At 68.1% G+C, this 12,238-nt stretch carries 13 protein-coding genes; 4 read left to right on the forward strand and 9 right to left on the reverse strand.

Annotation, left to right across the window (positions count from 1 at the left end; translation table 11 throughout):
- Positions 1-1,135: 1,135 nt before the first annotated feature.
- Together HDA44_RS21670 and HDA44_RS21675 are read right to left on the reverse strand one after the other, a co-directional pair.
- The gene (locus HDA44_RS21670; protein ID WP_184837211.1) at positions 1,136-3,091 is read right to left on the reverse strand and encodes a hypothetical protein; all 1,956 of its coding nucleotides are present in this window, start codon (positions 3,089-3,091) and stop codon (positions 1,136-1,138) included.
- Positions 3,091-3,648 carry a hypothetical protein gene (locus HDA44_RS21675; protein WP_319038430.1) on the reverse strand — a complete coding sequence of 186 codons (558 nt, stop codon included), beginning with the start codon at positions 3,646-3,648 and terminating at the stop codon, positions 3,091-3,093. The genes HDA44_RS21670 and HDA44_RS21675 overlap by 1 nt, the downstream gene beginning before the upstream one ends.
- A 162-nt stretch (positions 3,649-3,810) precedes the next feature.
- On the opposite strand from HDA44_RS21675, the gene HDA44_RS21680 reads away from it, so the two are divergent.
- On the forward strand, positions 3,811-4,962 hold the full coding sequence (locus HDA44_RS21680; RefSeq protein WP_184837213.1) for a molybdopterin-dependent oxidoreductase: 1,152 nt from the start codon (positions 3,811-3,813) through the stop codon (positions 4,960-4,962).
- On the forward strand, positions 4,959-5,414 hold the full coding sequence (locus HDA44_RS21685; protein WP_184837215.1) for a hypothetical protein: 456 nt from the start codon (positions 4,959-4,961) through the stop codon (positions 5,412-5,414). Before HDA44_RS21680 ends, HDA44_RS21685 begins: the two co-directional genes overlap by 4 nt.
- On the opposite strand, the gene HDA44_RS21690 is transcribed toward HDA44_RS21685, so the two are convergent.
- Positions 5,351-6,181: a beta-keto acid cleavage family enzyme gene (locus tag HDA44_RS21690; protein WP_184837216.1), complete on the reverse strand. Its 831-nt coding sequence runs from the start codon at positions 6,179-6,181 to the stop codon at positions 5,351-5,353. The two genes, HDA44_RS21685 and HDA44_RS21690, sit on opposite strands and share 64 nt — an antisense overlap.
- A gap of 92 nt (positions 6,182-6,273) precedes the next feature.
- Here HDA44_RS21690 and dtd point away from each other — a divergent pair, with 92 nt between their 5' ends.
- Positions 6,274-6,699: a D-aminoacyl-tRNA deacylase gene (dtd, locus tag HDA44_RS21695; protein WP_184837218.1), complete on the forward strand. Its 426-nt coding sequence runs from the start codon at positions 6,274-6,276 to the stop codon at positions 6,697-6,699.
- 186 nt (positions 6,700-6,885) lie between these two features.
- Here dtd and HDA44_RS21700 read toward each other — a convergent pair whose 3' ends face one another.
- The 6 genes from HDA44_RS21700 to HDA44_RS21725 all read right to left on the reverse strand — a co-directional run bounded on the left by HDA44_RS21700 (position 6,886) and on the right by HDA44_RS21725 (position 11,686).
- Positions 6,886-8,112 carry a choice-of-anchor P family protein gene (locus HDA44_RS21700; RefSeq protein WP_184837220.1) on the reverse strand — a complete coding sequence of 409 codons (1,227 nt, stop codon included), beginning with the start codon at positions 8,110-8,112 and terminating at the stop codon, positions 6,886-6,888.
- A gap of 302 nt (positions 8,113-8,414) precedes the next feature.
- Positions 8,415-8,711 (reverse strand): DUF1416 domain-containing protein, encoded by a 297-nt coding sequence (locus HDA44_RS21705; RefSeq protein WP_184837223.1) that lies wholly within the window; start codon positions 8,709-8,711, stop codon positions 8,415-8,417.
- Positions 8,712-8,713: 2 nt separating this feature from the next.
- Positions 8,714-9,562 (reverse strand): sulfurtransferase, encoded by an 849-nt coding sequence (locus tag HDA44_RS21710; protein WP_184837225.1) that lies wholly within the window; start codon positions 9,560-9,562, stop codon positions 8,714-8,716.
- Positions 9,563-9,574: 12 nt separating this feature from the next.
- Positions 9,575-10,021 carry a DUF4395 domain-containing protein gene (locus HDA44_RS21715; RefSeq protein WP_184837227.1) on the reverse strand — a complete coding sequence of 149 codons (447 nt, stop codon included), beginning with the start codon at positions 10,019-10,021 and terminating at the stop codon, positions 9,575-9,577.
- Positions 10,022-10,295: 274 nt separating this feature from the next.
- A complete protein-coding gene (locus tag HDA44_RS38640) occupies positions 10,296-11,204 on the reverse strand; it encodes an RDD family protein (protein ID WP_184837229.1) in 909 nt (302 codons plus the stop codon).
- Positions 11,205-11,251: 47 nt separating this feature from the next.
- Positions 11,252-11,686, reverse strand: coding sequence for a thioredoxin domain-containing protein (locus HDA44_RS21725; RefSeq protein WP_184837231.1), 435 nt, complete (start codon positions 11,684-11,686; stop codon positions 11,252-11,254).
- 79 nt (positions 11,687-11,765) lie between these two features.
- Here HDA44_RS21725 and arfB point away from each other — a divergent pair, with 79 nt between their 5' ends.
- Positions 11,766-12,191, forward strand: coding sequence for an alternative ribosome rescue aminoacyl-tRNA hydrolase ArfB (gene arfB / locus HDA44_RS21730; RefSeq protein WP_184837233.1), 426 nt, complete (start codon positions 11,766-11,768; stop codon positions 12,189-12,191).
- Positions 12,192-12,238 lie beyond the last annotated feature (47 nt).

Below are 12,238 nucleotides of genomic sequence, written 5' to 3' on the forward strand. Positions count from 1 at the left end.
TGCGCGTTCCGTCAAGCCGTGGTTGGACTTGGAGTTGATCGAGGCTTGCCCCCTCAATGACAGGGTTGCCCCCTGAATATTCGAGGGGGCAACCCTGCATCTAAGGGGATGCCCCTCAAGCGGACGGCTGGCCGGCGGGCGGCGGCGGGGCAGCCGCGGGGCGGCGGGCAGCGGGCAGCCGACGGCGCGCGGGTCTAGCTGTTCGCGGCAGGACACCAGCTCCTCGCGGCGGGAGGTTTGCCGCGTAGGCAGGGATGTTTGGCCCGTTGTGCAGGTCGTTTGGCGCTTGGGGCAGGCGGTGGGTGGACGGGCCTCGGTGAGCGGGCCTCGGTGGGGCAGGCGGCGGGTGGGCCTCGGTGAGCGGGCCTCGGTGGGGCAGGCGGCGGGTGGGCCTCGGTGAGCGGGCCTCGGTGGGGCAGGCGGCGGGTGGGCCTCGGTGAGCGGGCCTCGGTGGGGCAGGCGGCGGGTGGGCGGGCCTCGGTGGGGCAGGCCGGCGGGTTGGGGTGGGCAGCGTACTGGGCCGGGCGGGCGGGCGCTGGCGGCGTGGTGGGGTGGGTGCGGTGGCGCTCGGTGAGGGTGTCCGCGTACGCGGTGGGCGTGGGCGGCCGACTGGTTTGTCGGGCGGCGTGCTGGGTGGGAGTGGAGGGCGCACTCGGTTGCGGGCAGGCGCGTACTCCGTGGGAGTGGGCGCGTAGTGGTGAGGGTGGGCGCCGAGTTGGTGGAGTGGCTGAGTACTCGGTGCGGCGCGGCGTACCTGGCGGGTGGCGTTGGTCGGGCGCGCCGGCGGGCGGACTCGGTCGGAGGCGCCCCCGGGCGGAGTTCGGGGGCGCCTCCAGTGAGGTGCCGGGGCGATGTGGCGCGGTGCTGCTGAGTGATGCGACGCGGCGTGCCTCGCGGGTGGCGTTGGTCGGGCGCGCCGGCGGGCGGACTCGGTCGGAGGCGCCCCCGGGTGGAGTTCGGGGGCGCCTCCGGTGAGGGGGTGGGGCGATGTCGTGCGGTGCTGCTGGGTGGTGCGGTGCTACTGAGTGGTGCAGGCCCGCTGAGTGGTGCAGGCCCGCTGGGTGGTGCAGGCCCGCTGGGTGGTGGGGGCTGCGGGTTGGGGGCCTGCGGGTGGTGGGGGCCTGCGGGTGGTGGGTTACTCGCCTCGGCCTCGGCCGGTGTCTTGTTGGGGGGCTCGGGGGGAGGCGGTTCGGGTGTCGCGGAGGTGGTCGGGGCGTTCGCCGGCGGCGCTGGGGGTTGTGCTGGGGGCGTGGCTGGGGGCGGCGGAAGCGCTGGCGAGGCCGTCTTGGGTGCGGTGTCGCTGGGCGTCCTGCTCCTCGCGGGTCATGGTGGAGGTTCGGCCTTGTTGACCGCCGTTGCGGGCCGCCTGCTGGGCACGTTCTTCGCGATGGCCGTCTAGGAGCGGCTCTTCTGCGGCGCGGACGGGTTGGGTGTTCTGGCCGGATGGCTGGGCCGCGCCGTTCTCACCGAAGTTGATGTCGCCGCCGTCGGCCTGGATCGCCGGGCCCGGCTGATCGCTGACTTGGGTCGGTCCCTGGGTGTCCTGGTCCTGCGCCAGGCTCTGGGTGTCCTGGCCTTGAGCCAAGCTCTGGGTGTCCTGGGCTTGTCCCGGGGCCTGGGTGTCTTGGGCCAAGGGTTGGGCGTCGGGGCCTTGAGTTGGGCCTTGGGCGTCTTGGGCTTGGGCCAGGGTTTGGGCGTTCTCGGTTTGGGTCGGGCCTTCCAGGTCCTCCGGATCGGCCTCGAGTTCCTGGTCCTGGTTCAGGGTTCGGGTGGTTCCTGGTCGGTCTGGGGATTCGAGGTCTGGGGATTGCTCGGCCTCGGCTGCCGTGTCGGTGACGTACGGGTTCGACTCTGGCTGCTGCTCGGCCTCGACCGCCGTGTCGGTCACGTACGGATCCGACGCCGGGACCTGCTCAGGCTGCTGCTCTGCCTCGACCGTCGAGTCCGTCACGTACGGGTCCGACGCCGGGACCTGCTCAGGCTGCTGCTCTGCCTCGGCGGCGGTGTCGGTGACGTACGGGTTGGGCTGGGTGTTGTCTGTTTCTAGGGGTGGGTTGTCTTGGTCGAAGACCTCGTTTGTCAAAGGGTCGTTGTAGGAGTCCCACGGGTTGACCTGCTTGGCCTCGGGGTTCGGCGGGGCGCCTTGTTCTTCGACGGCGGGGATGGCTTCGGTTTGTTCGCGGAGGGGGTCGGTGGTGTCCTGGGCGGTTGCGTCGACCGCGTCGGGACTCTGCGGGGAATCGCCGCTCACGACGTTGTAGCCAAAGCGAGAATTTCCGTCGCCACTGATGACTTGAGTATTGTCGCCAAAGGTCATATTGACCGTACCCTGTTGGTCGACGCTGTCGGTCAGCTCGCCGGTCTCGGCGTTCGCCGCGGTGTCGACGCCGGGCTCATCGCTGCCTGGCTGGTCGGCATCGGTGCCCTCGTCCAGCCGGTCCTCGACTTCTTCGGCTGCTACCGCGGCACCAGCCGCTGTTCCGGCCGCGCCGGCAGCGTCGGCGGCGTCGGGGCCCTCGCGACCTGACTCCTTCTTCTGCTTGGCGTCCTCTTGGCGCTGCTGTTCGTCGTGTTCACGATCCAGGCTGTCGACCACGCCGTTGTTGTCCAGGTCGCTCGCATCGGCGTTCTGCTGCACCTGCGCATCCCGGACGCGGTTCTGCTCATCCGTCCGGACGTCGGCGTCACGATTGTCGTCGACACCGTTGTGGTTGCCATCGGTCCGATTCAGCTCAGCGTTCTGATCGGCAAGCAGTTGTTCCTGCGCCCGCAGTCGCTCCTCGGTGACGGCCTGTTGCGCCTGCAGTTCCGCGGTCTGGCGGCGCAGGTCGTCGTTCTGAGCGTTCACGCCCTCGAGCTGCCGGGCCGTGCGGTCCAGCTGGCCGTACAGCTCGCGCTCATCGACGTTGGCGGTCTGCTGCTGGACCGGGGGCTCCCATCGTCTGCCGTGGGCCACGCGTTCGGCCGCGGCACGGCGCATCTGGGTCCGGTTCAGCCGGCCCCGCAGATACTTTCGCAGGATCTGGTAGATCTGGCGCACCTGACCCGCGACCGTCATCAGCATCTCGTCCGCTTGACCCTCAGTTGCCATCAGGCCACCTCGCTGGAGTAGACGGAGTAAGCAAACCCGGCTGCGGTGTCTTCCGGTCCGGGCTGGGACGCGAACAGGTGGATCTCGGCGCCGGGCCGGAGCCACACGGCCAAGTGCCGGCGGCGGCCGCGCCACTCGGGCGGAACCCGCAGGTCGTTGCCTGATCCGACGAAGACGGGTGGACCCCAGTAGCGGCGGCCCAGCGCGAGTTGCTCCGGCCAGTGCGCGTCCAGGCCTTCCTCGGCCTGGGGCAGCTCGGCCGCGGCGATGTCGTACGCCGACCAGCCGCTGCGCGGGCTCTCCGGGATCACCGCGTCCGGAAGCACCAGCATCACGGTCTCGCGCTGCGTGACCAGACCCCAGGTGTACCGGTCAGGATCGATGTCGCCCGGCGCCCAGGGGCGCCAGCCGGTGGCGGCTGTGACGCGGTTGACCAAGGCGCGGATGGCGTCCATGCCGGTGGCCGGCGGTCCCCAGACCGGCCGCCAGTCCACGACCTCGGCCAGATCCGCCATCGCGCGCTCGTCGTCCTCGGACGACCGCTCCTGCGTCTTCACTCCGCCACACTCCCTTCGTCAAGTTTGCACAGAGTATGCCCCGATCGGTGCCACCATCTCCTGTACAGACGCAAACCTGTGGACAACGGCTCCACCCAGCCGTTCGCGACCAGTAATCGGCTCTCGCCGTCCACAGGTCTCCGGTTGGGCTGTAGTGGAAACATGAAGCTGCCGGAGGCTCCGACGGAGAAGTCGTTCCGTTCCGCTCTGCACCATCCACGGGTGGCGACAGTGCTCGGGCGCTGGCTGGGGACAGCCGTGGCGGTCTGCTTCCTGACCGGCCTCTACAGCCATTTCCAGCAGAACACGCCCGGCTGGCTGCACCTCCCGAGCCGTCCTGCCGAGTTGTACCGCGTGAGCCAGGGACTGCACGTCCTGAGCGGAACCATCGCCGTTCCGTTGCTGTTGGCAAAGTTGTGGACGGTCTACCCGAAGCTGTTCGCGAAACCACCCTGGCCGCCGAGCCGAAAGGCCGTCCGCATCCTGCTCGAACGAGCATCGATCCTCGTCCTGGTGTCCGCGCTGGCCCTGGAACTCTTCATCGGCTTCGTCAACACCCTGCAGTGGTACCCGTGGCCGTTCCCGTTCCGCCAGACGCACTACGCGCTGGCGTGGATCATCATCGGCGCGCTCTTCGTGCACCTCGCCGTCAAACTCCCGTTGGTCAGGGCGCATTGGCGGCGTACGCCGAACGCACGTCCGGAGACACTGCCCGCGGGGGTCACCGGGCTCACCCGTCGAGGCCTGTTCCGTACGGTCGCCGGCTCCGCCACGCTGGTCGGCATCACCTCGGTCGGTCAATCGGTACCGACGCTGGGCCCGATCGCCGTACTCGCGCCCCGCAAACCCAACATCGGCCCGCAAGGCGTACCCGTGAACCGTACGGCGGAAGCGGCCGGCGTCACCGGAATCGACGTGAACTGGCGCTTCACCATCAACGGCCCTCGGCAACTGTCGTACACACTCGACGAATTGAGAGCCCTCCCACAGAGCCGCTCCGACCTGCCGATTGCATGCGTCGAAGGGTGGAGTCAAGGCGCCAACTGGGAGGGCGTACGCATGCGCGACCTGCTCCGCCTCTGCGGCGCCCCGCCGAACGCCAGAGTCCGTGTCGTGTCAATGGAACAAGGCGGCTTCTACGCGACGAGCGAGCTCCCGCCCGAGTTCGCCGCCGATCCGCTGACTCTGCTCGCGCTCCGCCTGAACGGCGCGGAACTCGCACTCGACCACGGTTTCCCCGCCCGGATCATCGCGCCGAACCGGCCCGGCGTACTGCAGACCAAGTGGGTCCACCGCCTCGAGGTGATCGAATGAAGACGCGGGCGGCACTCGCGACGATCGGCGTCGGCTTCGGACTTTGGGGACTGTGGCTTCTGCTCACGGCTGTGGATAACCACGGTCTGATCCGGCTGCCGATCTGGCTGGCGGGCGCTGTAATCGCCGACGACTTCATCCTCGTACCGCTCACGCTGGCGGTCAGCTGGCTGCTCACCCGCTGGTCGACCGGCCCCGATCGGCACCGAACAGTGGCAGCCGTACGAACCACGCTGCTCTCGATCGGGATCACCACGTTGCTCGCGCTGCCGCTGCTCATCCGGCAGGGCAAAGGCGCCAACTTGACCGTGCTCCCGCGCGACTACCTCCGCGACTGGTTATTGCTGGAAGCAACAATCATCGCGGCCGGCGTCGCGGCGTACGTAGTTCAGCGATCGCGCTTCACGTTGAGCAGGTCACGGGCCTCGTCCGGCGACATCGGCGGCCGCTGAGCCAGCGTCGCGAGCACGGCCGCGCGTTCGACCAGTTCGGCGTTGTGCGTGACCGGCTGACCCTTCGCCAGCGTGAGCGTGTCTTCCATGCCGACCCGGAGGTTGCCGTCCTTCGAAAGCGCGGCCATCGCGACCGGGAGCGCCGTACGCCCGATGCCGGTGGCTGACCAGGACGTGACCTCGTCCGGTAGTGCGTTCACTGCGGCGACGAGCGCATCCGTCGTACCGGGCATGCCGCCTGGTACGCCCATCACCAGGTCGCAGTGCACCCGCCCGCCGTACGGCAGACCGTACTTGTCCAGCAGCCGATGCAGCGCGGCCACCTGACCGAGATCGAACAGCTCGAACTCAGGCACGACCTCGCGCTCCTGTGTCAGCTGGTAGAGCTCCGTGACGAACGGCCAGGGGTTCATGAACACGTCGTCGCCGAAGTTCACCGTGCCCATCGTCAACGAGCAGGAGTCGGGTACGGCATCCAGTACGCGGAGCCGATGCTCGTACGGATCCGTGACTGCTCCGCCGGTCGAGAGCTGCACGATCAGCGCCGTGTTTTCCCGGACCGCGGCGACCGTGTCGGTGAGCCGGTCCAGATCGAGCGTCGGCCGGTGCTCGCCGTCGCGGATGTGAATGTGGATCATCGCCGCGCCGGCTGCCTCGCAGCGTTTCGCGGTCTCGACCAGCTCGTCGAGCGTGGTCGGCAACGCCGGGCAATCCGCCTTCGCGGTCTCGGCACCGGTGGGAGCAACTGTGATCAGAGTCGACGCCATGGATGAATCCTGCCAGATCGCATCTCGAAACGGATATTTGCCTGTCCACAGCACTGTTCACCGGACGATCTCCGGTACGCGAGGATGTTGTCATGAGAGCCGTAGTACAGCGAGTCAGCACCGCGTCGGTCACCGTGGACGGCGAGGTGGTCGGGGCGATCGAGGAACCGGGACTGCTCGTCCTGGTCGGCGTCACCCATGACGACACCCCCGAGCAGGCGGCCGCGCTGGCCGCCAAGATCTGGACCCTGCGCATCCTGGAGGGCGAGCGCTCCGCCGCCGACGAACAAGCGCCGATCCTCGCGATCAGCCAGTTCACGTTGTACGCGGACACGCGCAAGGGCCGCCGTCCTTCCTGGAGCGCGGCCGCTCCGGGCCCGGTGTCGGAACCGCTCTACGACGCGTTCTGCGCCGCCCTGACCGGGCTCGGCGCCAAGGTCGAACGCGGCCGCTTCGGCGCCGACATGCAGGTCGCCCTCGTCAACGACGGCCCCGTCACCCTCATCCTCGACGCCTGACACCCTCACACCCCGCGCCCGAGTCGGCTTCGAGAAGCCACCGCGCAAAAATCCGCTCCGGAAACGCGCGGTGGCTTCTCAAAGTGGGAGGCAGGCCGGAGAACAGAAACGGCCCCCGGTTCCGTGTGGAACCGGGGGCCGGATTCTGGAGTCGGTGAGGTTCGACTCAGACCGTGCCTACTGCATTCAGCTGACGACGCCGGCGGCCGAGTGGCCGACGATGACCTTCGTGTTCAGGCTGTAGACGTCGATGACCAGCGCGTTGACCTCGATGTAGCGCTTCTGCCGCATCACCTGGTTGAAGGTCAGCTTGGCGACACCCGGGATGTCCAGGGTGGCGTTCTCGCCGGTCTTCACCGGGTAGGTCTTGTTGCCGACCTTGATCGACGCGATGCTCGAGGACGAGCTCACGCCGGCCTTGCCGTCCTTGGTCTTCCAGGCGGAAGCCGCGGACTCGATGGCGCCGATGGACAGGTTGCCCACCTTGACACCAGCGACGTGCGAGGTGAAGTCGATGTACGACTTGTCCTCGCCGATGGCGCCCTTCTTGGTGGTGTAGACACCGCCGACGTAGGCGACCTTCGGGATGTTCAGCTCGCCGACGGCGACCTTCACGGTCTTGCCCTCAGTCCCCTGGCAGGTGGTCTGGAGCGACGTCGGGCCGGACACGACCAGCTTGTCGGCCTTGGCCTGGGTGCCGTACGCCGACCCGATCACCAGCGCGGTGGCCGGCTTCGAGATCTCCGCACGGGTCTTCAGCACCGCGACGTCGACGCCCTGCGGGATGAACTGGTTCTTCACCGTCGCGTGCAGCACGACCGCCTGCGCGTACGAGTAGATGCCCGACGCGGTCTTCACGCCGCCGACGCGGTTCAGCACGATGTAGCCCAGGCCCGGAACCGCGACCTTGGTGTTCGGGCCCGGCTTCAGCAGCGACGGAACCGCGATGTTACCGATCTTCACGCCGGCGAAGCTGGTGTCGCCGGTGTAGGACAGCTGGCCCTTCGAGTACCGCGCCGTGGTGGTGGTCTTCACACCCGTCAGCGTGAGCAGGTTGCCCACCTTGACGTCGGCAGCGGTCGCGGTGCTGGTGACGCCCGTACCGCTCTTGTCGTTGAACGCGTGCGTGTCGGTCTTCACCGTCCGCGCGATCGCCTGCTGGTTCACGTTCGCCGTGGCCAGGTCGTTCTTGTCAGCCTTGGTGGCGTCCGTGGTGCAGCCGAACTTGCTGACCACCTGCGGGCCGCTGTTCGCCAGACCGGTTTCGACGTCGGTGCCGTACGAGTAACCGCTGTATCCGAAAACCGGCGAGGCGGATGCCGAACCCGAGGTCAGCGCGATCGTAGAAGCCACGCCGACTACCGCCGCAACTCCGACGGCGGCGAGCTTCTTGTATCCGATGCGGGGTCGCATTGACCCCTCCTCCCTGAGTGATGACGTGACCCGAAGCGCGGGTCAGGACACAGACACAACTTGGCCGATTGCGGTAGGTAACGAGAAAATTCCGCTCCGAGACCAAACCGTTACATTGGCAGTTCGTTGCCCGCGACATCAACGTCACCCGGTAACCCCGGAGCGATGACCGGAACCCATGCCAGGCAAGGCGGTTCCGGACATGCCGAAGGGTCCGGACGCGCAAGGTCCGGACCCTTCGGTGCTTACTTCAGGGTGGGCCACCTCGGGTGGTGGTGGCACCTTGTGTAACGAGCAACCACTCAGACGGTGACGGCCACTTCCGCGACTTCGCCGTACTGCGCGACTACTTCGTTGTCGACCGGCTGGGCCTTCGGCGCCAGCGTGCGCAGCGTCCAGTTGCCCGGCGCCGCGAAGAACCGGAAGTGCCCGGTGGCCGAGGTGGGTACCTCCGCCGTGAACTCACCGCTGGAGTCCAGCAGCCGCACGTACGCGCCGCCGACCGGCTCCTCGCCGCGCAGCACCTGGCCCTGGATCACGGCTTCCTTGTCGACGTCGACGCCCTTGAGGTCGAGGCCGCCCTTCTTCGCTCCGCACATGGTCAGGCCTCCCCGGGCTCGTCGCCGAGGGCAACGGGTACGCCGACCAGCGAACCCCACTCGGTCCAGGAACCGTCGTAGTTCTTCACGTTCTCCTGGCCGAGGATCTCGTGCAGGACGAACCAGGTGTGCGCGGAACGCTCACCGATCCGGCAGTACGCGATGGTGTCCTTGCCGAAGTCCACGCCGGCGTCGGCGTACAGCTGCTTCAGCTCGGCGTCCGCGCGGAACGTACCGTCGTCGTTGGCCGCCTTGCTCCACGGGATGTTCGCCGCGGTCGGGATGTGACCCGCGCGCTGCGCCTGCTCCTGCGGCAGGTGGGCCGGGGCGAGCAGCCGGCCGGCGTACTCGTCCGGGCTGCGGACGTCGACCAGGTTCTTCACGCCGATGGCTTCGTTGACCTCGTCGCGGAAGGCGCGGATGTCCAGGTTCGGGTCCTTGGCCTGGTACTCGGTGGCGTCGCGCTTGACGACCTCGTCGGTCAGTTCGCGGCTGTCCAGCTCCCAGCGCTTGCGGCCGCCGTCGAGCAGCCGGACGTCGCCGTGGCCGTAGAGCTTGAAGTACCAGTACGCGTACGCGGCGAACCAGTTGTTGTTGCCGCCGTACAGCACGACGGTGTCGTCGTTCTTGACGCCCCGCTCGGACAGCAGCGCGCTGAACTGCTCCTGGTTGACGAAGTCGCGACGGACGGCGTCCTGCAGGTCGTCCTTCCAGTCCAGCTTGATCGCACCGGCGATGTGGCCGGCGTCGTACGCCGAGACGTCTTCGTCGACCTCGATCAGGACGACGCCGGCGTCGGACTTGTGTTCCTCGACCCAGTCGGCCGAGACGAGAGCGGATTCCCTGCTCATGTGTGCTGCCTCTCAGTTGGTAGCGGTTGTTGGCGTACGAATGCGATGGATCAGCAGATAGGCCTCGCAACCGAGGCAGAGCCCGACCGCGGCGTTCACGAACGCCGCGACCAGGGCGAATCCGGTGGCAACCACGCCGAGCACGGTCGCACCGGTCAGGTACCCGACCAGCCCGACGACCGCGAAGACGAGGCCGACCAGCTGGGCGAACCGCGGTGGCGCCGCGTCCTCCAGCTCCTTCGGCGGGGCCAGCCGGGGCCGGACCAGCCGCTTGAACAGCCACCCGTACGGCGACGCCTGGACGCCGAACGCGACCGAGACCGCGAACACCACGGCCTGTACCGCGAGCGGCCAGGGGCTGTTGAGTACGAGCGTCAGCGCAAGAACGACGGAGGTGATGCCGGCCGCGAACCGGAGTCCGCGCGGATCGACCTGCCGCACCGCCTGTTGTTCGGACATGACAACTCCAGGAGTTGGAGGATGTCGAGCCGGAACCCGCCCGAATCCGCGGGAGGCGACGTACGCGAAACCGTGCTCAGCGACCGGTTCCGCAGCGCTCGGGACGCCGCCTGGTCAGCGGCGTCGACACAGGGACGAGCGCACCCGGCAGTTGTCCACTGCCCGGCGCTTCGTCAGCCATGTCCGGTAAACCACGCATCGAGCGTACGGAACGTAGGCGGATGCGCCGGCCGTTGTCCCATTGAGTGAGACAACTGATCATATTATGGGATATCTACTTCCGGACCACGTTGGTGGCTGCCACCTTGTCGTGCAGTGCCTGCTTCTTGTCGTCCCAGAGCGGCCACAGGTAGTCGAGCAGCGCGGCGAAGCCGGTCAGCGTACCGATCAGTGGAATCAGACCCAGCACGCTCAGCCCGATCTGGAAGCCGTACCGCTTGGCGACCGCGGAGCCGGGCGGGTTGCCCGGTACGTCCCGGAGCCGGACCGCGATACCGAGCGCCATCTTGCCCGGAGTGGCGCCCTTCTTCGTCACGAACAGGTACTCGTACACGAACGAGACCAGGAAGCCGATCAGGACCGCCGGGATCATCCACTTGTAGACCTCTGGTGGCAGCGTGGTCGTGGTGGCCGGGTTACCGGCCTCTGCCTGGTCCAGGGTGTTCCTGAAGTAGTCCCAGAGCACCTGGGAGTACTGGTAGTAGAAGTAGCCGGTCAGCGGGAGCCCGATGATGCCGACGATGATCGAGTCGATGATCCGCGCGAACACCCGCCGCCACCAGCCGGACAGCATTTGGCCATCCGGAGTGGTGTGTGGGCGCTGCCCCGGATAGCCATAGCCCTGCTGGCCCGGCTGCTGACCCGTGTACTGGCCGTACTGCTGCTGGCCGTACTGCTGTTGGCCAGCCTGCTGTTGCTGCTGGGGCTGTTGTTGCGCGTACTGCCCGTACTGCGGTTGCTGCGGCTGGGCGTACTGGCCGTACTGCGGTTGGGCCGGGCGGCTCTGCTGGGTCGGTGCGGGACCGCCGTACACCTGCCCGTGCTGTGCCGCTTGGCCGTACTGGCCCTGGTACGGCGGCGGGGTCTGCTGGGGGCGGCGCTGATCCGTCCAGGTGCTGCCGTCCCAGTACCGCTGCTGGGTCTGGTCCTCGGGATCGTCGTACCAACCGGCTGGAGAGCTCACCCGGAGAGTCTTACTTACGCAGCGGTGATTCCGCCATCCGGTGGCACTTACCGGACGCCGGTGGGCTCGATCGCGGTAGCCAGCGCGGCAATAACGTCCGGCTTCCGGGGCGCACCGCTGGCCCGCTTCACGACCGCTCCGGTGCTGTCGAGCACCAGCGTGGTCGGCGTACGCAGGATGTCCAGCCGCCGGACCAGCTCCAGATGTGACTCGGCATCCAGCTCGACGTGCCGTACGCCGTCGACCATGCCCTCCACCTCGGCGAGCGTCCGCCGGGTGGCCCGGCAGGGCGCACAGAACGCCGACGAGAACTGCAGCAGCGTCGCCCGCTCCCCCAGCTCCGCACCAACCTCAGCCGCCGTCACCCGCTCCACGCCGACCTCACTCTTCCCCCGAAACCGTCCGTCCACCCAGGCCTTGAGCACACTGAGCACCGCACCGACGACCACCGCGCCGGCCAGCACCCACAACCCAAGACTCACAATCACCCACGGTACGACTCCCCGTACACCTTTCAACCACCCGTTTCACCCACTGAGAACCGTCTGACTTAATAGGGGTGTGGACAGTGGGCTGGTGGTGCGGGAGGGGGTGGTGGTGCCTGAGGGGGAGTTGATGTGGCGGTTCTCGCGGTCCGGTGGGCCGGGTGGGCAGTCGGTGAACACGACTGACAGCCGGGTGGAGTTGAGTTTCGATGTGGCCGGTACGGCGGCGTTGAGTGACGTACTGAAGGCCCGGGCGCTGGAGCGGCTGCGGGCGCGGCTGGTCGACGGGGTGGTGACGATCGCGGCGTCGGAGTACAAGTCGCAGTGGCGCAACCGGGAAGCAGCACGGGAGCGGCTGGCTCAGCTGTTGCGGGAGGCGATCGCACCGCCACCACGGAAGCGCCGGCCGACCAAACCGAGCAAGGGCTCGGTGCGGCGCCGGCTGGACGACAAGAAGCGCCGCGGCCAGACGAAGCGCCTCCGCGGCCGTCCCGACGACTGAGCGACCACCGCAGGCCCGATCAGCGCAGCGGGCGGCCCTCTGGGTGG

Source organism: Kribbella solani, assembly GCF_014205295.1.
Taxonomy (GTDB): Bacteria; Actinomycetota; Actinomycetes; order Propionibacteriales; family Kribbellaceae; genus Kribbella; species Kribbella solani.